The following is a 21,887-nucleotide window of genomic DNA, read 5'->3' as shown; positions in this document are numbered from 1 at the left end:
TGATAGCCAATTATGTGCTTGCGCGCTTTTTTGCAAAAGGAATGCAACACGACGCGCAATTTCACGCTCTGACATCTGCTTTCCGTGAATATCAAGCCCGGTTACTTCCGCTTGCAGAGCCCCCCGTCCTTTCCAGTGACTTCGCTTTTTATCTTTTGACCATAGCGAGAAGGGCAACGCTTCTCTGCAATCCACTGGTGCGTTTGTACGCGCAAGCACGAACGTTGAACGTTTTCTGCATTGAAAACCGCTGTGGTTTCACTTCGATTGATGCGCTCCATCCAGTCATTGCGAGCATCATCCGCAATCTCCAACATCTCATCAACAAGGCTGTCAGCAGCAAAACGGCGAGCTGCCTCATACGCCAACTGGAAATCAGGATGAGTTTTAAGGCAAATATATCTCCTAATTCCGCTCTACAAAGTTTGTTAAGTCAAACGGGCTGCTGGATTTTTTGTTTTGTGAACTCGGAGAGGCGATTCACGAAAATTCCCAGGTCTTGTTGGAGGTTGTTGAAGTTCGGGTACTTTTCGAGTGTTACTTCGCTCATGTAGAGGCCGCGGCTGACTTCGATCTGGAGGGAGTGCCATCCCTGTTGTGGGCGGCCTGTGTGGATGACCAGTTCTGCGCCTTTGTAGGGATCATTGATCTTCACCTCATAGCCAAGGTTCGTGAGGATTTCCCAAGCTGTGTAGATGTATTCGCGGTCGCAGGTGGTACCATCCCGATCACTGAGGGTGATGTCTGGCCGCTTCTCGCCTGCTCCAGTTTCGTGCATGACGGTGGAGACCGCCTGCATGCTGTGGCAGTCCAGGTGATAGGCCACACCGAAACGCGCATGGGCTTGTTCCATCAGGCGCGTGAGTGCGTCGTAGTAGGGTGTGTAATAGGCATCTATGCGGTTCTCGATCTCCGCAACGCTCAGTTCACGGTCATAAAGCGGACCGCTGGTGGGTGGGGCTTCTGTCCAGATGAGGCCTTTGCCGAGGTTACTGCGGAAATCGGGCTTTGCTGCTCGTGTCCAGCCTTTGATAGTGGCCGGATCAATGTTGTCTGCGCGGCGGTTTGGGTCGATGTAGATGCGAGGAAAGAGCGCCTCGAGGTAGGTTCCGCCAGTTTCAGCCGCCTTTTCAAAGAGTTCGTGGACGTATCTGTCCTCTGCACATTTGTAGCGGCTGGCGGGTACGCAAGGGCGGAAGTCCGCCGGGTAGATCTCTCCTGAATGAGGAGAGTCCACCACCAGCGGGTTGGTCAGTTCTGCGGGTCGATGGATGTTCAGCACGTTTTCGATGGATTGGGGCAATGTGTTTCTCTCAAATATTTTTGGTTTAACTAGGCATCATTGAGGTGACAGGCAGAGACATGACCGGGAGCAATTTCCCTCAGGGTTGGCTGCTGCTCTGTGCACCGTTTGGTGGCAAATGGACATCGCGGATGGAAATGACATCCGCTTGGTGGGGCCAGTGGTGACGGGATTTCGCCTTTGATCGGCTCATACACCTGCTTGCGGGCATCAATACGCGGGACTTCGCGCAGTAAGGCCTGTGTGTAGGGGTGGTTTGGTCTGGCAAATAACTCATCAGTTTTCGCGATCTCAACTACGCGGCCCAGATACATGATCACCACACGGTCGGAGAGGTGCTCCACCACGCCAAGGTCATGACTGATGAACAGATAGGTGAGGCCGAGTTGTGCCCGCAAGTCCATGAAAAGATTGATGACCTGCGCCTGAATGGACACATCAAGCGCTGCAATGGACTCATCACAGACAAGAAATTCCGGGTTAACTGCTAAAGCGCGGGCGATGCCGATACGTTGGCGCTGTCCGCCGGAGAATTGATGCGGATAACGGGTTTTGAAATCCGGATCCAAGCCGACGCGGAGAAGCATCTGGTCCACGTAGTCTGAGAGGTCTGCCTTTGAAACTAGGCCATGGACACGGGGCGCTTCGCCGATGATATCACTCACCCGTTTGCGTGGATTGAGGGAGGACATGGGGTCCTGAAAGATCATCTGCACCTTGAGCTGGGCGTTTCTGGCATCTGTTCCGGAAAGCTGTTTCACGTTATCTCCGTGGAACTGAACAGTGCCGTCGCTGGCCTCGTGAATGCCAGCCACCACGCGGCCCAGCGTGGATTTTCCGCAACCGCTTTCGCCCACAAGGCCAACCACCTCTCCCGGTGCGATGCTGAGCGAGACATCATCGACCGCGTGAACCACCTGCTCCTTAAGACTGGAACCGAAGAAACGAAGTGTTTTCTCAGCAAGGTCCAGCTTTTTGGTGAAGCGCTTGGAGACGCCTTGCAGCTCGATGACCGGAGTTTCCAGAAGCGTCATGCCATTTCCTCCTGCTTTACAGGATGGAAGCAACGGACTTGCCTTTCCTCTCCTAACTGCGTGATCTCTGGCGTGGCGACCAGACAATCACTCTGTTTTGCCGAGCAACGACTGGAAAAGGCACAGCCCGCAGGAAGGTTGAGCAAAGATGGTGTCATACCGGGGATCTGGTAGAGCTTGGCGCCGCGTTTATTGCGGCTTGGGACGGATTCAATGAGGCCCTTGGTGTAGGGGTGCAGTGGTGCGTCCAGCACTTCATCAATGCTGCCCTGCTCCACAATCCGCCCAGCGTACATAACGGCGATCCTGTCTGCCAAACCGCTGATGACAGCCAGATCATGCGTGATCCAGATGAGGGACATGCCGGTCTCTGAGCACAGCTTGCGGACCTCATAGAGGATTTGCGCCTGAATGGTAACGTCCAACGCTGTTGTTGGCTCATCTGCGATGATCAGGTCCGGCTCGTGCAGCAATGCGATGGCTATGGCAACGCGTTGGCGCATGCCGCCTGAGAACTGGTGCGGGTAGGACGCGAGGCGCTCATCCGGAGAAGCGATGCCGACACGAACCAGTGCCTCTCGGCAACGCTGTCGTGCGGCTTGTTTTGAGATGTCCTCGTGGGCCTGAATGGCCTCAATCATCTGCGTATCGATGCGCAGGACAGGGTTGAGGGTCATCATGGGGTCCTGAAAGATCATGGCGATCTTCTTGCCCCGCAGCTCGCGCCACTGTTTTTCGTTTTTTCTGGCCAGATCATCCCCATTGAGGAGAATTGAGCCGCCGACCACCCTGCCCGGCTCATCTACCAGACCGATGAGCGAGAAACCCGTGACGGTTTTGCCGGAGCCGCTTTCACCAACGAGGCCCAGGATTTCACCGGGTTTGACGGAGAAGCTGACATCATCAACGGCTTTAACCACACCTGCCTTGGTGAAGAAGTGGGTTTTGAGGTTTTTGACTGTGAGTGTGTTTGGCGTGTTCATATTGTCCTCACTTCCTCAGGCGCGGGTTGAGGACATCACGCAGCTGATCACCCACCAAATTGATTGAAACCACGGTGATGAGCAGCGCTATGCCGGGGAAGATTGAGATCCAGTATTTGCCGCTGATCACATACTCAAAGCCATTGGCAATGAGCAGGCCGAGGGAAGGCTCTGTTTGTGGCAGGCCAACGCCGAGGAACGACAGAGTTGCTTCCAGCGCAATGGCGTGAGCGGTCTGAACCGTTCCTACCACAATGAGTGGTGGCAGGCAGTTGGGCATGATGTGCAGGAAAAGCACGCGGGCATGGCTGAGACCAAGGCACGTGACAGCTTCCACGTACTCTTTGCCTCGCTCAACAAGGGCTGTTCCCCTCACCGTTCGGGCGTAATAGGCCCATTGCGCGACAACGAGGGCGAGGATGATTTTGTCGACGCCTTTGCCCATCAATGCCAGCAACATCAAGGCAACCAGAGAGGCTGGAAAGGAGAGCTGCAGGTCCACAATGCGCATGATGAAGGTTTCTGTACGGCCTCCAACATAAGCTGCGATCAGGCCGACGGACATGCCGATGATGAGAGCGATGACACCGCTGGTGACCCCGACGGAGAGTGAGATGCGCAGGCCGTAGAGGATTGCAGAGAACAGATCGCGCCCTGCCCCATCTGTGCCAAGCCAGAAGGTGTATCCGTCAAAGCTTTGCTCCCCCGGCTCCATGCGGGCATCCAGCACGCTGACTTGCGCCAGGTCGTAAGGGTTTTGCGGGGTGATCCATGGGGCGAACAGTGCTGCCATGATGATTGTGAACAGCAGGAGCGCAGCGGCGACAGCGACTTTGCTCTCCACAAACTCCGAGAGAAAGCGGCTCATAGGAGTATCGCCAGAAAAGAGCTGCTTTCGCGGTGGTTTGAGGCTTGTTTCTATGGTCATGAGATGCCCCTTAGTTCGCCGCATCCTGAAGCCGTACGCGCGGGTCCAAAATGGAATAGAGGATGTCAACAATCAGGTTGATGACGACGAAGAGCACCACGATAATCATCAGGTAGGCCACGATGATCGGGCGATCGAGCTGCTGAATGGCATCAATGAGCAGTTTGCCCATGCCGGGCCATGCGAAGATTGTTTCCGTTACGACTGAAAAGGCAATGAGTGAACCAAACTCCAAGCCGAGGACCGTGACCACGGGGATCATGATGTTCTTGAACAGGTGCACCATAACAATACGGTTGGCAGAGAGACCTTTGGCGCGGGCGAACTTGATGAAGTCCATATGCATGACCTCCCTCACCCCTGCCCTTGTCAGACGGATCACCAGCGAGATTTTTAAGAGCGCGAGATTGAGTGCCGGTAGAACAATGTGAGACAAGCCATCTGCGGTGAGGAACGAGACCTGCATGCCGAGCACCGAGATGGTGTCTCCACGCCCTGTAGCGGGCACCCAGTCTAGCATCACGGCGAAGAGCATGATCATCATGATGCCAACCCAAAATGTGGGCAGTGAAAAGCCCAGAATTGAGCCGCTCATGATGAGGCGTGAGGAGATGGCGTTGGGGCGTAGACCCGCGTAAAGACCTAGTGGAATGCCAATGACAACCGCCATGAGGAGCGCCATGAAGGCGAGTTCCAGCGTGGCAGGCATCCGCTCTACAATAAGCTTGAGCGCTGACTCACCAAAGATAAAGGAGGTGCCCAGATCTCCTTTGAAGGCGTTGCTGACGAAGACCGTATATTGCTGCCACACGGGCTTATCGAGGCCGAAGTCGCGGATGACGCGCTCAATCTCGGCCTGATCCGCATCCGGTGCGACCAGCATATCGATGGGGTCCCCCACCACATTCACGCCAAAGAACACAATGACGGACATAGCAATCATGACTATGCCACTTTGCATCAGGCGTCTGAGAACGAAGACAGACATGTCTTTAAATCTTTCGCAGGTAAAGCCAACCCATTGAAATAATTGAGGTGAGTTTTGGCCTTAGAAAAGAAAAAGACCGGCATAAGCGCTATGCCGGTCTTTTGTTTGCATGCGATTACTCAGCGGATACGCCCCAGGACAGGGTGTATTCATCCGTGCGAGGCAGGTACTCGAGGCCCTTGCGGGTCGCCCACGTATTCACCTGATAATGCAGCGGAATGATCGCCTGATCGTTGATGGCGATCTCGGTTGCTTTTGCGAGCAGATCCTGACGCTTTTCATCATCGACAGTTGCCAGAGCTTCTTCAATCATGGCGTCCACTTCAGCATTGGAGTAGCGGCCACGGTTGGAAGAGCCGAAGCCCTGGCTCTTATCGTAGGTATGGATGAGAGAGCGCAGTGGTGAGGATGCTTCGCCAGAACCAGCGCCCCACCCCACGAGAACCATTGAGAACTCGGGCGTGTTGTTTGGACCACCACGAGATGCGCGCTTGAAGTAGACAGACCGCGGCATGGTCTCCACATCGGTTTTGATGCCAACGCGGTTGAGCATCTGTGCGATAGCTTCCACGATCTTGGCATCGTTGATGTAGCGGTCATTGGGGCCGTGGATGCGCAACTCAAAGCCATCACCAACACCGGCAGCTGCAAGCAATTCTTTCGCACCCTTTGCATCATACTCAACCGGCTTCAGGTTTTCGCTGACACCAAAGAAGCCATCCGGCAGAAGCTGGCCTGCTTTGACAGCGACACCTTCCATCACACGTTCAACAATCAGATCACGGCTGATGGCTTTGGAGATCGCTTCACGAACACGCTGATCCTTCAGCGGGTTTTTGATGGCCCCGCCGCCCATGGCTTTCACGAACGGGCTGTCGTCACGGTCATGATCCAGATGCAAGTAGATGACGCGGTTGGATGGGCCCTGCCACAACGAGACTTTGTCATTGCTGCTTAGCACTTCAATGTCTGTTGTTGGGACACCGTTGATCAGATCAACATCACCCGCCAACAAAGCAGCCACACGAGATGGGCCGGATTTGATGGGCTTGAAGGTTACCTTGTCCCATTTTGGCTTTGCGCCCCAGTAATCAGGGTTTGCCTCCAAAACAATGCGATCACCCGGCACGTACTCAGCATATTTGTATGGGCCGGAGCCAACTGTTGCCTTGCCGGAGTTGTACATCTCGGTTGTCGCGTCCGTTCCGGCTTCTACAGAGATGATGCTGACGGTTGAAATGTCATTAGGAACAAGCGGATAAGGCTTTTCAGTCACGATATGGATTGTGTAGTCATCAATCTTTTTGACCGTTTTGCCTTTGGTGTATGTGGCAAAGCTGGATGGTGAGTTTGGCACATTTGGTGCGCGCTCAAATGAGAACACCACGTCATCCGCATTAAACGGATTGCCATCATGGAACACCACGCCCTCACGCAGTTTCAGTTCCCATGTGGTGGCGTTAATTGGCTTCCAGCTGGTTGCCAGGCCAGGCTGCAGCTGCTGTTTTTCGTTTTGGTGAATAAGCCGGTCAAACATATGATAGGCGATCATATTGTTCGGACCCAGATTATGGTAATGCGGGTCAATCGCGCTCGGCTCTGAAGACAAGCCGATTGTCAGGTCTTCAGCAGACGCTATTCCACCCATAAGCAACATGGCACTTGCTGTTCCAGCAAGCCATTTGTGCAGCTTAATCATTGCTGCTCCCCCCTCAAAATTTTCGTTCCCTCTGGCGATTAAAATTCATTCGCCCAGTAACAATGCCGCTGCTTCTTTATATGAGTGTGCTTCTGCCAAAACGGGCAAATCACCGGTAGAGCTTCGCGGTTGACTTAAACCGTAGTATGTGTTTTCAACATTGTCATTCAAAATTTTATAATCAAAACGCATAGAACTATGTCAGATACCCCTACACGCCCCCGTCTCAGCCTGCGAGAGTTTGAAGTTTTACGCGCTGTCATCAGCGTTCGCAAAACAACTGCCGCTGCTGCTCGCCTTGGTATTTCGCAGCCAGCAGTGAGCCGCGCGATCAAGCATCTGGAGGAACGTCTCGGCAAAACGCTGTTTAATCGGGAGAGCGGTCGGCTTGTGCCAACCTCTGATGCTTTGGCACTGAACGAGAAGCTTGAGCCAGTTTTTGAGATGCTGGCGGGGATTGAGAACGAGACATTCGTTTCTCAGCACAGCAGCAAGCCGCTGCGCCTTGCAGCGCCGCCAACGATCTCACACCGCTTTTTGCTGGGCGTGATGGCGGCGTTCATCAAAGCTTATCCGGGGCAAAAGGTTGAACTGGAGATTGGTACATCCTCTGACGTTCGCAATCATGTGGCCGAAGGGCATGCCGATTTGGGGATTACCGACGGGTTATCCAAGCACGCTGGATTAACTCTGGAACCGCTGCGCTCTGCCATTGCACATGCGGTTTTGCATCGGGATCATCCTCTTGCCAGCAAAGCATTTATTGAGCCTGAGGATTTTGACGGGCAGGACTTCGTCGCCCTCACCCGCCGGTTTCCTGTGCGAGCGATTTTGGAGCGCATGTTTGCGGAACGGGGAATTCGGCCTAATATTGTTGCCGAATCTTCTACCGCCGTCTCCGTGAGTGAGCTGGTGCATGCAGGTGTTGGTGTCAGCGTCCTCAACCCGTTTCCCGTGGCGCGAAACCATCCAGAAACGCTGGTTTTTCTGCCGTTTAAGCCGCGTATCTCCTACCTCAACGCCTTCATATTGCCTGCAACGACACCAAGCACTCCAATCGCCAGAAAATTCATTGAGTTCACGCGCGCCTTTGAGATTGAGGACCCATATTCAACACCAGCCTAGATATGGTTGTTTGGCTGGTGTGACCTATACTTTTCAAGGACCATTGCCATGATTATTGAAAGTACAGCTTACCCTATCGAAATCGATTTTCCCGATATCCTGCCCTACAAAGTCGGCAATACCGGAGTGGATTGGATCACTACGTTCGATTCCGGCACTGCTGGTCCGCACGTGATGATATCTGCGCTTGTGCATGGCAATGAGCCGTGTGGCGCTGTTGCTCTGGATTGGTTGTTCAAGCAGGAAGTTCGGCCTGTGCGCGGCAAGCTGAGCTTCGCTTTTATGAATGTAGCGGCTTACAACTCGTTTGACCGGAATGACCCAACCGCTTCGCGTTATCTGGATCAGGATTTCAATCGTGTCTGGCAAAATTGCTCGCTGAATGGCCCTGAAGTCACGCGTGAACTTGAGCGCGCACGCGAGGTTCGCCCTGTTGTTGAAACCGTTGATTACTTGCTCGACCTGCACAGCATGCAGCACAAAAATGCGCCGCTTATGCTGGCTGGAGACCAAGAAAAAGGCCGAGCTTTAGCCAAGCAAGTGGCTGATCCTGAATGGATTATTTGCGACTCGGGCCATGCGGAAGGTAAACGACTGCGTGATTATGATGGGTTTGGCGAGGCGGCCAGTCCAAAGGCCGCTCTTTTGCTGGAAGCCGGGCAACATTGGGAAGCTGCAGCTGGACCGCGGGCGATTGCAGCGTCTATTCGTTTCCTGCGCGCAACAGAATGCGTGTCAGCTGATTTTGGCGAGGCATTTCTTGCTGAGCAGCCACCGCTGGTTCCGCAAAAGACGATAGAAATCGTGGCCCCTGTTACGGTTCAAAATGAGAGCTTCCGTTTCAGCGAAGATTACCTCGGGATGGAGGTGATTGCCGAGAAAGGAACAGTGATCGCGATGGATGGGGACACGCCAGTTACAACACCACACGACAACTGCGTGCTGATTATGCCAAGTCGTCGCCTGCTGGTTGGCAAGACTGCCGTGAGGTTGGGCAAGCTGTTGGATTAATGTCGCTTTATGGCTGGGGGTTTGGTTCCCAGCCACTTAATCTTATGCGCTCAACTCTGCTGTTTCAGAGCAGATGTTTTTCAAGCTTTCCCACTGCCACTTGTTGAGGACCGGATTTTTTGGTGCTTCCGGATCAGCAATCTCGTTCAGCGTATCCACGCGCTCTTTCGTCGGTGGATGGCTGGAGAGGAAGCCCAAAGCCTGTGAGATGGCATTCTCATCGTGATGCTCTTTCGAGATTTTCTCGAGGAAACTGGCCAATCCGGTTGGGTCTACACCTGCATTTTCCAGCATCTGGACCGCAAACAAGTCAGCTTCGCGCTCCATATCTCTGGAATAAGAACTGTCGAGCATAGCTTCACCCACACTGGCGATGATGCTGCCGCCGGTGAAGTCTCCGATGAACATGGAAAAGACAATACCCGTACCAGCCACATTGATGAGCTGCTGCATGGAGTGACGGTGTTTGACATGGCCAAGCTCATGCGCCAGCACAGCTGCCAGTTCATCAGGACTATCAACCACTTCCAATGTGTTGGAGAGAATAGTGATCCTGCCGCCGGGAAGGGCGAAGGCGTTAGGTATCTTGCTTTCAACCACCGTCAACACCGGATCAAACGGCAAATCCATGCCCTTTGTGAGGCGTTTTGCCATTTGCTCCAAAGCGGCCTGACCCGTTGATGCCTTACAGATCTTCTCTTCACTCAGAGCCGGGATCAGTGTTGCTTCAACGCTCTTACCAAGCTCTGCTTCCCAGGACTTTGGCACGTTGTGAACCGCGTATTTGGAGAACGCAGGTAAAAAGTAAATCAGCGCAAGTGCAATCAGGGCAATGGATGCCAAGCTGCCAAACACGATTTTCTTTGTGTTTTCGCGCTTTGGAAGGCCCGCTACCAAACGAATTTTGCGCTCAACGGATTGCGCGGTCTCTGTATTCGTAATTTTGACGTAAGCAGTGCTTGTTGGCTTGTTCAGCTCTACCACCATGGCGGTTTGAGATGTCCAATCACAGAGCAGTTTTGCCGCGGACCAGCGCGCATATTCCTGATCGCCTGCCAGATCTGTCAGGACCATCTCATCATAGTCAAACCAGATCTGACAGTTACGTACAGCTGCAGACGTGCCATCAAAGAACTCAGCGTTTCCAAGCAGTAACTTCATGGTCAGATAACTTCAAACCCTGCATCAAGCGTATCAGCAAGCCCCATGCCAACTGCATTTTCCAGATCACCAGCAGCAATCGCATCCTTTACGCTGTGAGCGTTGATGACCACCATGCTGCTCATCTTCCACTCAAACAACATGACTTGAAGGACCATCATGTTGGCGAACAGAAGCACTCCATAATAAAGAGCAAAAATTGGCAGGAAAGCCAGACTGAAAAAGCCACTCTGTGGCTCTAGCTGGACTCCAACTGTTACAGCCAGAAGAGTACCAACTGCGCCTACAATTGAGATACCCACGCCAACAATCACACCATGAATGATATAGGCGCCGTAGAACTTGGAAGCTCCGATGTGGCTTTCAAAGCCAGTGTCACCAATTTTTGTAGAGTTGACCTGCAGGCGGAAAATACTAGCCATAGCAAGAGGCATTAAGAATACTGCGAGGACTAGAACAATAGGCAGCAGGGCAAGTGATTTACCTTGCGTGAATATTGCTGCTAACAACGCAATGATGCCCGGGAAAAACAAAATCACAAAAACAAGTACCAATGCCCGGAAGTAATCCTTCGCTGTCGCAGAATAACTGAACCGCTGGTTCCCAAAGTAGCTGGCTTCTGCAAGCATTCTGTCTAGTTTTGCCATGCGCCATGGCAGAGCAATGCCGAGGGTGAGGACTGAGAGGATGGTCCAGAAGAGCCATGCGCCTACATAACGCCAGGCAGAGCCTTGCATGTGGAAGCGAATTCCGCGCCAGCTTGTGCGGGTTAGCAGGTATCTGCGGCGGCGGAACAAGGCGTAGGGTGTCAGCAGAAAACCAACAACAAACATGATGCCGAAACCAACGATTGTTGCAATCGGCCCCATGAACTGGAGACCGAAACCGAGCGCATAGAATGGTATTAGGATCGCCAGAGCAATCAGGAAACCAATGAAAAGCTCTTTGCCCGTGCCATGGTAGCGAAGATGATCGCCTTCCAGATGGGTCGCGGACCAAAGAGATCTACGCAGGCCCGTCATAGCCCAGAAACGGTAGATACCCAATGTAGCAACCGTCAAAGTGACCCATGTCATAATGCGTCCGAAGAACGAACCGCCAGAAAAGAGGATATAACTCCGCTTTGGTGAACCCGGATTTTCCTGAGCAATGTCAATAGTCATGGCACGATCCAAAATTTTTAAATAAAAACGTCTTTCTCTGTAATTCCACTCGTCAAATTATGCAAACACTCGAAAGCTGAGTGAGCACTATTCTTCTATAGCAACTCTTAGGCCGTGAATGCCTGAGGATTTCTTAGGTTAACGAAAACAGGCGCATCTTTGCAGATGCGCCTGTGTAGAATCGATGAATGTTCTGCGTCCTAAACGAAGCAGTCCATGATTTCCTGTTCGCGAATGATACCGACCGGGCGGTCTCCGCGATAAACTGCGATTGGACCAGCGTTGTGGCGCTTCATCTCAATCACTTCGCGGATCATTTGCTTCGCTGCACATTTAGGCATCTCTTCAACGCTCACGATCACATCAGCGCTCATCTGAGAGAGGTCCGTCATGATGTCTTCAGCGTGCAGAACGTTGAGTGGGTTCATGTGCGCGACAAAGGACTCAACGTACTCATCCGCTGGTTTCTTCACGATTTCCTGCGGAGTGCCGATCTGCACCACATGACCACCTTCCATGATGGCGATGCGGTTGCCGATTTTGGCGGCCTCATCAAGATCGTGGCTCACGAACACGATGGTTCTGTGTAGTCTTTCCTGCAGCTCCAGCAACTCATCCTGCAAACGGCTGCGAATGAGAGGATCGAGCGCAGAGAACGGCTCATCCATCAGCAGGATTGGTGCATCTGTTGCGAAGGCACGTGCCAGACCAACACGTTGCTGCATGCCACCGGAAAGCTCATGCACGTATTTGTCGCCCCAGCCGCCAAGACCAACAAGTTCCAGCTGCTCTTCGACACGTTCCAGACGCTGGGTCTTAGGAATGCCAGAGAGTTCCAGGCCGAAGCCAACATTGTCTCGCACAGTGCGCCAAGGCAGCAGGCCGAACTGCTGGAATACCATGGCAACACGTTCGCGGCGCAGTTTACGCAGGCGCGAGGTAGAGCAGGTGGTTGGGTTGACCTGCTCGCCATCGTCAGCAACGAGCACTTCGCCGCGGCAGACCTTGTTCAGGCCGTTGATGGCGCGGAGCAGGGTGGATTTGCCAGAACCGGACAGGCCCATGAGAACGAGAAGTTCGCCCTGCTGGATGTCGAAGGTCGCGTTGGCAACACCAACCAGCTGGCCGGTTTGATCCTGAATTTCAGCGCGGTTTTTACCGGCATCAATTAAGGGCAGGGCAGCGTCGGGCTGATCGCCGAAAACAATGGAAAGGTTTTTGAAGGAAACAACAGGATTGGTCATTTTTTGCTGCCCTTTTCTTCTGAGCTCTTGAAGAAACGGTCAAGCACAATAGCAATCAGCACGATTGCAATACCAACCTCAAATCCTTTAGCGATGTTCACTGTGTTCAACGCACGAAGTGTTGGAACACCAAGGCCATCTGCACCAACAAGGGCAGCGATCACAACCATGGACAGTGACAACATGATGGTTTGCGTCAGGCCAGCCATGATGTTTGGCAGCGCATATGGCAGCTCAATCTTAAAGAGCTTCTGCCAATAGGTCGCGCCAAAAGCTTCACCCGCTTCCAGCAGATGTTGCGGCGTGGAGGCAACACCAATCTGGGTCAGGCGAATGGATGCGGGCAGGGCGAAGACGACAGTTGAAATCAGACCTGGAACGACACCCAGTCCGAACAGGATCAAGGCGGGGATCAGGTACACAAACGTTGGAATTGTCTGCATCAAATCCAGCACAGGCCGTACCCATGAGAAGAACTTGGGGTGATGCGCGGAGTAAACGCCGACAGGAATACCAATCAACATACAGATAAAGGTGGAGCTGAGGATCAGCGCCAGCGTTTCTGTGGTTTCATCCCAATAGCCCTGGTTGATGATGAGCAGCAGGCTCACCGCAACAAACGCTGAAAAGACGAAGGATCTTCTGACCACAAAGGCCAAAGCTGTGGCAATGACCACAATGCCGAGCGGGTGAGGGGCTTGTAAAACCCATAGTACACTGTCGATGAGCCATTCGATTGCAACGGAAATCGCATCGAAAAAGCCACTTGCATTGTCGGTGAGCCAGTCAACTCCCCACTTGGCCCATTTGCCGATGGGTAGTTTGTGCTCTGTTAGCCACTCCACGGGAAACCTCAGATTTTGTTATTGTGTGTCAACGCGTTAACGTCATTTCATTTGTAGGGCAGGATACAAATTTATTGGTACCGACAAGCAGCTTGCCCCAGTTGCGCAATGGCTATTCCAGGTGCCGGAGTGTTCTGGAATAATGCGCTAAGAGGCGGACTGCGAGTGTATCGCATCCGCCTCTTAATTCATGCTCGGTAATGACCCTTAGAGGCCGAATGCAGTCTTTGCAGCAGCAAGACCGTCTTTACCGTCAAAAGTAGTTACGCCAGCAAGCCATTTATCAAGAGCCTCAGGGTTCTTCTTGATCCATGCTTTTGCTGCGTCTGTTGGCTCTTCACCATCGTTCAGAATACCGTTCATGATCTCGTTCTCCATCTGCAGGGAGAAGGTGAGGTTCTGAAGGAATTTGCCCATGTTCGCACACTCAGCAGAGTAACCTGCGCGGGTGTTGGTCAGAACGTCAGCGCCACCGAAGTTTGGACCGAAGAACTCGTCACCACCGGTGAGGTACTCCAGCTCAAAATTGGAGTTCATTGGGTGCGGAGCCCAACCGAGGAAGACGATGTCCTGGTTCTTGCGAGTTTTACGCGCGACCTGGGACAGCATGCCAGCTTCAGATGATTCGACGAGGTCGATTTTGTTGAGGCCGAACGCGTTTTTCTCGATCATATCGAGGATCAGACGGTTACCATCGTTGCCTGCTTCAATGCCGTAGATCTCGCCATCAAGGTCTCCAGAGAATTTTGCGATGTCCGCAAAGTCCTTCAAACCCTTGTCATAGGTATACTTAGGAACAGCCAAAGTATACTTGGCGCCAGTCAGGTTGGTTTGAACAGTATCAACGGTGCCAGCTTCGCGATATTTCGCGATATCAGCTTCCATTGTTGGCATCCAGTTGCCAAGGAATACATCAATATCGTTGTTTGCGAGAGACGCATAAGTGACTGGAACGGAAAGTACTTTTACGTCTGTTTCGTAACCGAGCGCGTCCAGCACAGACGTTGCTGTGGCGGTGGTTGCGGTGATGTCTGTCCAGCCCACGTCAGAGAAGCGTACGGTTTTACAGGCTTCCGCTTCTGCGGCGAGAGCTGACCCAGTGATTAGTAATAGTACTGAAGCAGAAGTAGAAAGTTTCTTTATCAGACCACTAGCAACACTCATGTAAATCTCCCCAATTTCGATATTTATTTAATAGAGCCGTAGAATTGTGCAGAAAACATGTCCTAAACACTACCTAGACGACAATTAAATTTTCAAATTCCTTCGTTCACTAAAGCTAATAAACACCCGATGGACTAAAGGCAACCTCTCCGTCAGATATTAATTACGATAAATCTGAGTGCAATACTTTTCAAAAGCTCCGAAATGTTCTAAGAACTATTTTTATTGATTGAACGTTCAATAAAAATAATCTTGGAGTGAGTTCGGCACAAATGCCTAAGGTCGGAATGGAAGAGGAACGCAAAACCTCGATAATTATGGCAACGATCAAAGCGATCCATGAAAAGGGGTACGCAGCGACAACAATGGCAGATATTGCCAAGAATGCCGGCGTTTCGACGGGCCTGCCACATCACTACTTTGGCTCGAAAGCAGCTGTCTTCAACGCGACCATAAGCTTTTTGCTGACGGACTTGAGCAAGCAATCCCGCAAGCGCTTGCTGAAGACGAAAACCCCTATGGAGCGGATCGATGCGATCATCCATACCAACTTCAGCGATGAGCAGTTTCAGCCCTCCGTTATCTCGGCGTGGTTTGCGTTTTATGTGGTGGCACGAACGGAACCAGGAACACGCCGGTTGCTTCAGATCTACCATCGACGGCTGATCTCGAACCTCACTGCGGAATACCACCGCGTCACAGATCGTGAGACGGCGATTACAGCGGCAGAAGGCACAGCTGCGATGATTGACGGGCTCTGGCTGCAATGCGTGCTAACGACAAACCGACCTGACGGGTCACCGGCAACAATGCTGGTTCAGGACTACGTGAAGAAATGTTTCGACAGCTTTGAAACGACAGAAACTACACAATAATAACTGGAATACGGCTTCAAGCCCAAGAGAATACAATGACTGCAGATTTCATTATTGTAGGCGCCGGCTCTGCTGGATGCGCCCTGGCAAACCGTCTTTCTGAAGATCCCCAAAACAAGGTGGTTTTGCTGGAGTTTGGTGGTACGGATATCGGTCCGTTTATCCAGATGCCCGCTGCCTTGTCCTATCCCATGAACATGTCCCGCTACGATTGGGGCTATGAGAGTGCGCCTGAGCCGCATCTGGATAGGCGTAAGCTTGCTTTGCCACGTGGTAAGGTGATTGGCGGCTCTTCCTCCATCAACGGCATGGTCTATGTGCGCGGCAATGCCTGCGACTTTGACAGCTGGGAGGAAATGGGAGCGAAAGGCTGGGGTTACCAAGACGTTTTGCCTTACTTCCAGCGCCTTGAGAATACCGAGGTCGACGGAGACTGGCGCGGAAAGTCCGGCCCGCTCTACGTCTCTCGCGGTACACGCTGGAGCCCGCTTTACGATGCCTTTGTGCAGGCTGGTGAAGAGGCTGGTTACGCCAAAACTGACGACTACAACGGTTATCGTCAGGAAGGCTTTGGCGATATGGAGATGACGGTGCACAATGGCCGTCGCTGGTCCGCCTCCAATGCCTACCTCTGGCCCATCAAAGGCCGCGAAAATCTGGAGATTATCTCCGGTGCGCACGTTAATCGTATCCTCATGGAAGGCAAACGTGCTGTTGGCGTTGAGTATGTACGTGGCGGGCAGGTACACCAAGTCAAATGCTCCCGCGAAGTGGTCGTTTCTGCGTCTTCCATCAACTCTCCAAAGCTTCTGATGCATTCCGGCATTGGTGATGCAGCTGCTCTGTCCGCTTTGGGCATTGATGTGATTGCAGATCGCAAGGGTGTTGGTGCGAACCTTCAGGATCATCTAGAACTCTATATTCAGCAGGCGTGTACTCAGCCGATTACGCTCTACAAGCACTGGAATCTGATCTCCAAAGGCGTGATCGGAGCTCAGTGGCAGCTGGCGAAATCTGGTCTGGGCACCACCAACCACTTTGAGACCTGTGGTTTTATTCGCTCCAAAGCGGGCGTGATGTACCCTGACATTCAGTTCCACTTCCTGCCGTTTGCGGTGCGTTATGACGGGCAGGCGGCTGCTGAAGGCCATGGCTATCAGGTTCATGTTGGCCCGATGCGCTCCAAGTCTCGCGGTGCGGTGACGCTGCAATCTGCGGACCCTATGGACAAGCCGAACGTGCTGTTCAACTACATGAGCCATGAAGACGATTGGGAAGATTTCCGCCAGTGCATTCGTCTGACACGTGAGCTTTTTGCTCAGCAGGCGTTTGATCCGTTCCGCGGCAAGGAAATCCAGCCAGGCAAAGACGTTGAAAGCGACGATCAACTGAATGCTTTCATCAAAGAACATGTCGAGAGCGCATTCCATCCGTGTGGCACCTGTAAGATGGGTGACGCGAATGACGAAAGTGCTGTGGTTGACAGCGAATGTCGTGTGATTGGTGTTGACGGTTTGCGCGTTGCGGATAGCTCCATCTTCCCGCAGATTACGAACGGAAACCTCAATGCACCTTCCATCATGGTTGGTGAGAAGGCTGCAGACCATATTCTCGGAAAAGGTATGCTTCCTGCCAGTGATAAGCAGGCGTGGGTTCACCCGAACTGGCAGAACGAACAACGGTAAGTGTTGGATTAAGAAATGACGAAAACAGATAACCTGACAAATGCATCCCTGCGTGCGCAGCCTGGTGGTTCTCACTTTATTGGCGGCACTTACGTTGAAGATACGATGGGTGAGGAGATCCTCAGCCTTTATCCAGCAACGCAGGAGGTGATTGCGCGGGTTCACTCCGCAACGCCGGCAATCATCACCAAAGCTGTTGCATCCGCACGGACTGGCTTTGCGATCTGGCGTTCCATGGCACCTGCTGAGCGCTCCCGCGTTCTGCGTAAGGCTGCTGACCTGATGCGTGAGCGTAACCGTGAGCTTTCCGAGCTGGAAACGCTTGATACGGGTAAACCGCTGCAGGAAACTCTAGTGGCTGATGCTGCTTCCGGTGCTGAAGCACTGGAATATTTTGCAAGCGTTGCAGCTACCTCTAACGGCGAACACATCGATCTGGGTGGCTCTTATGCCTTGACCAAGCGCGAGCCACTGGGCATTTGCCTTGGCATTGGCGCCTGGAACTACCCAATCCAGATTGCTGCATGGAAAGCTGCTCCGGCGCTGGCTGCTGGTAATGCAATGATCTTCAAGCCATCTGAAGTGACTTGCCTTTCCGCGCTCAAGCTGGCCGAGATCTTCCGTGAAGCTGGCTTACCGGATGGTGTGTTCAACGTGGTGCAGGCAAACCGTGAAGCAGCTGCTTCTCTGGTATCCCATCCTGAAGTTGCCAAGGTTTCCCTGACGGGTTCCGTGCCAACCGGTATGAAGGTTGCTGAAAAAGCAGCTTCTCAGCTGAAGCACATGAGCCTTGAGCTAGGTGGCAAATCTCCGGTGGTGATATTTGAAGACAGTGACATCGACAATGCCGTTGCTGCAGCGATGAACGCTAACTTCTATTCCACCGGTCAGATCTGCTCTAACGGCACGCGCGTGTTCGTGCATTCTTCCATCAAGGATGAGTTCCTGAAGCGTCTGAAAGAGCGGACCGAGAAGATCCTTATTGGTGATCCGCTGAATGAAGACACACAGCTTGGCCCGCTCGTCTCCAAAGCTCAGCTTGAGAAAGTGATGGACTACATCGCGATTGGCCAGAGCGAAGGTGCAGTTCTCTATGCTGGTGGTGGACGTCCGCAGGTGGCTGGCCTTGGTCGTGGACTGTTTGTTGAGCCAACCATCTTCACAGAGGTCAAAGACGACATGCGCATTGCTTGCGAAGAGATCTTTGGTCCTGTGATGTGTGTGCTGGACTTTGATGATGAAGCTGATGTGATCCGCCGCGCCAACAACACCGAGTTTGGTTTGGCTGCTGCTGTGTTCACCAAAGACATTCAGCGTGCTTACCGTGTAATTGATCAGTTGGAAGCTGGCACTTGCTGGATCAACAACTACAACCTGACCCCGGTCGAGATGCCATTTGGTGGCTTCAAGAACTCCGGTATTGGACGTGAGAATGGTCAGTGGGCGCTGGATCAGTACTCTCAGGTTAAGAGCATCTATGTAGAGATGGGTGATGTTGAGGCTGGCTGGTAAACAGCCTCAACCATCATTTTGAATGAGCAGAGTAGGGGCTTTTGTTCGCGTATCTTTATCCGAAAACCGGTTTCCACTTTTCGGCGATACGCGGCGTCCCTACTCACGCATTGCGTGGGCGATCTGATCAACCATTGGCTTCATGATGTATGAGACCACCGTGCGGTTTTCTGTCTGAATGAACGCCTCAACCGGCATACCCGGCACCAGATTTTTACCACCCAGTTTGTCCAGCTGATCTTCTGAGATTGTCAGCTCAGCCATATAGAAGCTGAGACCGGTTTTGGGGTCTTCCAAAAGATCAGGTGAGATCGTCTTCACCTGAGCTGTCAGCTCGGGTGTTGTGCGTTGATCAAAGCTTGGCAGGCGGATCGTTGCTTCCTGATTGGGTGTCAACTGATCCACATCGATTGGCTGCACCTGCGCTTCAATCACCAGAACGTCTTCACGTGGCACAACTTGCATCAACACCTCACCGGGAGCGATAACACCACCGATGGTGTGAATGGTCAGGTCGTGCACTGTGCCAGACTGAGGTGATTTGATTTCCATGCGCATCAGCTGGTCCTGTGCAGCAATCTTCTTTTCTTCAAGCTGAGCAACCTCTGCCCGGACTTGCTGAAGCTGTTCCAGTGTCTTTGTCAGTACATCTTCTTCGATCTGCATGATCTGAATATTGCGTTCCGCGATGGCTTCTTCTGTCTTAGCGACCTGAGCTATGAAGTCCCCATATTCACCCTGAAGCTTGGTTTTTTCGCGCTTGAGGGCTGTGACACGTGACTCTGTGACCAGTCTTTTGGCCAGCAGCTTGTTGAGGTCTTCCAGTTCGCCATCGATCAGGCTGATCTCGATTTCTTTGGCATCTCTTTGTTGAGACAGTCCATCAATTTGCTTTCTATACTGCTGAATCTGAGCACGCATCTGGTCCTGTCGGCCACGCAGGTTCTTGGTCTTCGCAACCATCATCCGGCGTTGCCCTTCCTGAATGGTGTTCAGGACCTGAGAATGTGCATCATCTGTGGCTCGTGTTGAGAAGAGTATTTCTTCTTCTCCATCACGTTCTGCGATCAAACGGGCTTCCTGCGAGTAAAGATTGTCGAGCTGTTTGGTCACGACAGCAAGGTTGGCGCGGGTCACCGTGTCATCAAGGCGGAGCAGGGTGTCTCCCGCATCAACGGTATCCCCATCAGTCACCATGATGGAGCGGACAATTCCGCCTTCCATGTGCTGCACATTCTTGGTGTTGGTCTCAACGACAATGGTACCGGGAGCAATAATTGCGCCGCGGATTTCCATCAGGCCGCCCCAGAGGCCTACGCCTCCAACAAGGATAACAACCAGAAGACCAGCGCAGATCAGATGGAATCTAATGCTACTCTTGATCTGCTTGTCACTTTCAGAATGATTATACATTATGCTGCTCCTCGTTTGGCAGGAGCTTTAATTGCTGCTTTTTGCGGGACTTGCTGAGTTTGAACCGGGGTTACAAGTTGCTTCATAACCTCATCTCGCGGACCAAAGGCAGCTTGTCGGCCATCATTGAGCACGAGTACCTTATTAACCGCCGCAATCGCACTTGGGCGGTGGGCAATGACAATGACGATCTTACCTCGGTCCCGCATCAGCTTGATCGCATGGGTCAGGCAGGCTTCACCTTCAGAATCCAGGTTGGAGTTAGGCTCATCCAGAACGATGAGGAAAGGCTCACCATACATGGCACGGGCGAGGGCGATGCGCTGACGCTGGCCGCCAGATAAGGCATAACCACCACTACCGATAATCGTGTTGTAACCATCCGGCAGGCCTGTGATGAACTCATGGATACTGGCAATTTTCGCAGCTTCGATGACGTCATCAGGATTTACATCTTCCTTGAAGCGGGAAATGTTCTCCGCAACCGTGCCATCAAACAATTGAATGTCCTGCGGCAAGAAGCCCACAAATTCACCGATGCGCTCCGACGTCCATTGATCAAGCTCTGAGCCATCAAACCGGATTGACCCTGTCAGCGCATTGGTGATGCCGACAATCGAGCGGGACAATGTTGACTTGCCAGAACCGGACTTACCAATCACGCCAAGGCCTTCGCCAGCTGCAAGACTAAACGAGATGCCTTGCACGATTGGTTGACGGATACCAACCGGACCGCATGCCACACTGTCCAGATCAACTTTCTGATGCGGAAGGGGCAACTCCATCACGTTGTTGGTGTCATCTTTATTTTCGACTACCTTGCGCAAACGGGCGAGGCCTTGTCGCGCAGCCAGAAAGCCTTTCCATTGGGAAACGGCTTGCTCAACAGGAGCCAAGGCACGGGAAGACATGATTGAAGAGGCAATCATGACACCAGAGGTGACCTCCTGCTGGATAACCAGCCATGCGCCCATGCCAAGCATGGCGGACTGCAAGATGAAGCGGAAGGTTTTGACGGCTGTTGAGAAAAAGGCAGCTCGGTCACCCGCTTTGCGCTGCTTGACCAAGTAGGCATCATTGCCCTTGTGCCATCTGTTCTTCATCGTCTCCATCATGCCCATAGCCTGAATGACTTCAGCATTGGAGCGACTGGCTTCAACGATAGCAGAGCGGCGGTTTGTTTCGGCTGCAGCCTCGCTTGAAGGTCTGCGGGAGGTAAGTTCATTCACTCCAACGAGCGCACAGATGATCAATGCGCCACCGATTGCCATCATGCCAAGATAGGGATGGAAGAGGTACACGATACCGAAATAGAGTGGCATCCACGGCAAGTCGAAGATGGCAGCAGGGCCTGGGCCTGAAAGGAAACTGCGCACCTGATCCAAATCCTGAACCGGGCGCATCTTTGCACCTTTAGGGCCGAGAATAAGCGGTAGGCTCGTTGAGATTTCGTAGGAAACACCAGAGAGCTGGGCATCTACACGTTGCCCAAGACGGGACAAAACACGACTGCGAAGTGTTTCCAGAATTCCATAGAAAAGGAAAAGGACGCCTACAAGGGTTGCTAAAACGACAAGCGTTGGGACCGACCCACTCGCCAGCACGCGGTCATAGACCTGCAGCATAAAGAGTGGTCCTGTCAGCATCAAAATATTCAACAGCATGCTGACGCCACCAATTCCAACCAGTGCGGACCTTAGAGATCTGAATGCACTGGTGATTACAGATTCTTTCTGTCGTTGGCTGCCGGGCAT

19 protein-coding genes are annotated in these 21,887 nt (G+C 52.6%); 5 read left to right on the top strand and 14 right to left on the bottom strand.

Annotated elements, in window-relative coordinates; genetic code table 11:
- Positions 1–101: 101 nt before the first annotated feature.
- From PsAD13_RS02355 to PsAD13_RS02325, 7 genes are all read right to left on the bottom strand, one after another.
- A complete protein-coding gene (locus PsAD13_RS02355) occupies positions 102–398 on the bottom strand; it encodes a hypothetical protein (RefSeq protein ID WP_343228951.1) in 297 nt (98 codons plus the stop codon).
- 35 nt (positions 399–433) lie between these two features.
- Entirely contained in the window at positions 434–1,303 is an 870-nt protein-coding gene (locus PsAD13_RS02350; protein WP_208986383.1) for an N-formylglutamate amidohydrolase, read from the bottom strand.
- A gap of 29 nt (positions 1,304–1,332) precedes the next feature.
- On the bottom strand, positions 1,333–2,337 hold the full coding sequence (locus PsAD13_RS02345; RefSeq protein WP_063300343.1) for an oligopeptide/dipeptide ABC transporter ATP-binding protein: 1,005 nt from the start codon (positions 2,335–2,337) through the stop codon (positions 1,333–1,335).
- Positions 2,334–3,320, bottom strand: a complete 987-nt coding sequence (locus PsAD13_RS02340; protein WP_063303306.1) for an ABC transporter ATP-binding protein — start codon at positions 3,318–3,320, stop codon at positions 2,334–2,336. The genes PsAD13_RS02345 and PsAD13_RS02340 overlap by 4 nt, the downstream gene beginning before the upstream one ends.
- 7 nt (positions 3,321–3,327) lie before the next feature.
- Positions 3,328–4,248 (bottom strand): ABC transporter permease, encoded by a 921-nt coding sequence (locus PsAD13_RS02335; protein ID WP_063317178.1) that lies wholly within the window; start codon positions 4,246–4,248, stop codon positions 3,328–3,330.
- A gap of 10 nt (positions 4,249–4,258) precedes the next feature.
- The gene (locus PsAD13_RS02330) at positions 4,259–5,236 is read right to left on the bottom strand and encodes an ABC transporter permease (RefSeq protein ID WP_057463109.1); all 978 of its coding nucleotides are present in this window, start codon (positions 5,234–5,236) and stop codon (positions 4,259–4,261) included.
- A gap of 115 nt (positions 5,237–5,351) precedes the next feature.
- The gene (locus PsAD13_RS02325; protein ID WP_063317177.1) at positions 5,352–6,935 is read right to left on the bottom strand and encodes an ABC transporter substrate-binding protein; all 1,584 of its coding nucleotides are present in this window, start codon (positions 6,933–6,935) and stop codon (positions 5,352–5,354) included.
- A 198-nt stretch (positions 6,936–7,133) separates the two neighbouring features.
- On the opposite strand from PsAD13_RS02325, the gene PsAD13_RS02320 reads away from it, so the two are divergent.
- Together PsAD13_RS02320 and PsAD13_RS02315 are read left to right on the top strand one after the other, a co-directional pair.
- Positions 7,134–8,060, top strand: coding sequence for a LysR family transcriptional regulator (locus tag PsAD13_RS02320; RefSeq protein WP_063300348.1), 927 nt, complete (start codon positions 7,134–7,136; stop codon positions 8,058–8,060).
- Positions 8,061–8,108: 48 nt separating this feature from the next.
- Positions 8,109–9,071 (top strand): M14 family metallopeptidase, encoded by a 963-nt coding sequence (locus tag PsAD13_RS02315; RefSeq protein WP_063317176.1) that lies wholly within the window; start codon positions 8,109–8,111, stop codon positions 9,069–9,071.
- Between the two features lie 42 nt (positions 9,072–9,113).
- On the opposite strand, the gene PsAD13_RS02310 is transcribed toward PsAD13_RS02315, so the two are convergent.
- The 5 genes from PsAD13_RS02310 to PsAD13_RS02290 all read right to left on the bottom strand — a co-directional run bounded on the left by PsAD13_RS02310 (position 9,114) and on the right by PsAD13_RS02290 (position 14,648).
- A complete protein-coding gene (locus PsAD13_RS02310) occupies positions 9,114–10,232 on the bottom strand; it encodes a M48 family metallopeptidase (RefSeq protein WP_063317175.1) in 1,119 nt (372 codons plus the stop codon).
- A 2-nt stretch (positions 10,233–10,234) separates the two neighbouring features.
- Positions 10,235–11,395 (bottom strand): DUF898 family protein, encoded by a 1,161-nt coding sequence (locus PsAD13_RS02305; protein WP_063317174.1) that lies wholly within the window; start codon positions 11,393–11,395, stop codon positions 10,235–10,237.
- A 200-nt stretch (positions 11,396–11,595) separates the two neighbouring features.
- Positions 11,596–12,639 carry a choline ABC transporter ATP-binding protein gene (gene choV, locus PsAD13_RS02300; protein ID WP_063317173.1) on the bottom strand — a complete coding sequence of 348 codons (1,044 nt, stop codon included), beginning with the start codon at positions 12,637–12,639 and terminating at the stop codon, positions 11,596–11,598.
- Positions 12,636–13,484: a choline ABC transporter permease subunit gene (choW, locus tag PsAD13_RS02295; RefSeq protein ID WP_057463116.1), complete on the bottom strand. Its 849-nt coding sequence runs from the start codon at positions 13,482–13,484 to the stop codon at positions 12,636–12,638. The genes choV and choW overlap by 4 nt, the downstream gene beginning before the upstream one ends.
- A gap of 207 nt (positions 13,485–13,691) precedes the next feature.
- A complete protein-coding gene (locus PsAD13_RS02290) occupies positions 13,692–14,648 on the bottom strand; it encodes a choline ABC transporter substrate-binding protein (protein WP_063286302.1) in 957 nt (318 codons plus the stop codon).
- A gap of 272 nt (positions 14,649–14,920) precedes the next feature.
- Here PsAD13_RS02290 and betI point away from each other — a divergent pair, with 272 nt between their 5' ends.
- Genes betI through betB form a run of 3 tightly spaced genes read left to right on the top strand, consistent with a single transcriptional unit; the run spans position 14,921 to position 18,720 of the window.
- Complete coding sequence (betI, locus tag PsAD13_RS02285; protein ID WP_063286301.1) at positions 14,921–15,523, top strand: transcriptional regulator BetI; 603 nt, start codon at positions 14,921–14,923, stop codon at positions 15,521–15,523.
- Between the two features lie 35 nt (positions 15,524–15,558).
- Positions 15,559–17,208, top strand: coding sequence for a choline dehydrogenase (gene betA / locus PsAD13_RS02280; protein ID WP_063317172.1), 1,650 nt, complete (start codon positions 15,559–15,561; stop codon positions 17,206–17,208).
- Positions 17,209–17,256: 48 nt separating this feature from the next.
- Positions 17,257–18,720, top strand: a complete 1,464-nt coding sequence (gene betB, locus PsAD13_RS02275) for a betaine-aldehyde dehydrogenase (protein WP_193777023.1) — start codon at positions 17,257–17,259, stop codon at positions 18,718–18,720.
- Positions 18,721–18,819: 99 nt separating this feature from the next.
- On the opposite strand, the gene PsAD13_RS02270 is transcribed toward betB, so the two are convergent.
- Both PsAD13_RS02270 and PsAD13_RS02265 read right to left on the bottom strand, forming a co-directional pair.
- On the bottom strand, positions 18,820–20,133 hold the full coding sequence (locus tag PsAD13_RS02270; RefSeq protein WP_063317170.1) for an HlyD family type I secretion periplasmic adaptor subunit: 1,314 nt from the start codon (positions 20,131–20,133) through the stop codon (positions 18,820–18,822).
- Positions 20,133–21,887 carry a type I secretion system permease/ATPase gene (locus PsAD13_RS02265; RefSeq protein ID WP_063317169.1) on the bottom strand — a complete coding sequence of 585 codons (1,755 nt, stop codon included), beginning with the start codon at positions 21,885–21,887 and terminating at the stop codon, positions 20,133–20,135. Before PsAD13_RS02265 ends, PsAD13_RS02270 begins: the two co-directional genes overlap by 1 nt.

The sequence above is a fragment of the Pseudovibrio sp. Ad13 genome (assembly GCF_001623225.1).
Lineage (GTDB): Bacteria > Pseudomonadota > Alphaproteobacteria > Rhizobiales > Stappiaceae > Pseudovibrio.
This window is presented reverse-complemented; position numbering and strand designations above follow the sequence as displayed.

Bases quoted from the DNA above. Each gene is read 5' to 3' on its own strand.
- choV (WP_063317173.1), bottom strand. From the start codon at position 12,639: ATGACCAATCCTGTTGTTTCCTTCAAAAACCTTTCCATTGTTTTCGGC.
- PsAD13_RS02320 (WP_063300348.1), top strand. From the start codon at position 7,134: ATGTCAGATACCCCTACACGCCCCCGTCTCAGCCTGCGAGAGTTTGAA.
- PsAD13_RS02315 (WP_063317176.1), top strand. From the start codon at position 8,109: ATGATTATTGAAAGTACAGCTTACCCTATCGAAATCGATTTTCCCGAT.
- PsAD13_RS02340 (WP_063303306.1), bottom strand. From the start codon at position 3,320: ATGAACACGCCAAACACACTCACAGTCAAAAACCTCAAAACCCACTTC.
- PsAD13_RS02265 (WP_063317169.1), bottom strand. From the start codon at position 21,887: ATGCCCGGCAGCCAACGACAGAAAGAATCTGTAATCACCAGTGCATTC.
- PsAD13_RS02290 (WP_063286302.1), bottom strand. From the start codon at position 14,648: ATGAGTGTTGCTAGTGGTCTGATAAAGAAACTTTCTACTTCTGCTTCA.
- PsAD13_RS02310 (WP_063317175.1), bottom strand. From the start codon at position 10,232: ATGAAGTTACTGCTTGGAAACGCTGAGTTCTTTGATGGCACGTCTGCA.
- PsAD13_RS02330 (WP_057463109.1), bottom strand. From the start codon at position 5,236: ATGTCTGTCTTCGTTCTCAGACGCCTGATGCAAAGTGGCATAGTCATG.
- betI (WP_063286301.1), top strand. From the start codon at position 14,921: ATGCCTAAGGTCGGAATGGAAGAGGAACGCAAAACCTCGATAATTATG.
- PsAD13_RS02270 (WP_063317170.1), bottom strand. From the start codon at position 20,133: ATGTATAATCATTCTGAAAGTGACAAGCAGATCAAGAGTAGCATTAGA.
- betA (WP_063317172.1), top strand. From the start codon at position 15,559: ATGACTGCAGATTTCATTATTGTAGGCGCCGGCTCTGCTGGATGCGCC.
- PsAD13_RS02345 (WP_063300343.1), bottom strand. From the start codon at position 2,337: ATGACGCTTCTGGAAACTCCGGTCATCGAGCTGCAAGGCGTCTCCAAG.
- PsAD13_RS02305 (WP_063317174.1), bottom strand. From the start codon at position 11,395: ATGACTATTGACATTGCTCAGGAAAATCCGGGTTCACCAAAGCGGAGT.
- PsAD13_RS02325 (WP_063317177.1), bottom strand. From the start codon at position 6,935: ATGATTAAGCTGCACAAATGGCTTGCTGGAACAGCAAGTGCCATGTTG.
- PsAD13_RS02335 (WP_063317178.1), bottom strand. From the start codon at position 4,248: ATGACCATAGAAACAAGCCTCAAACCACCGCGAAAGCAGCTCTTTTCT.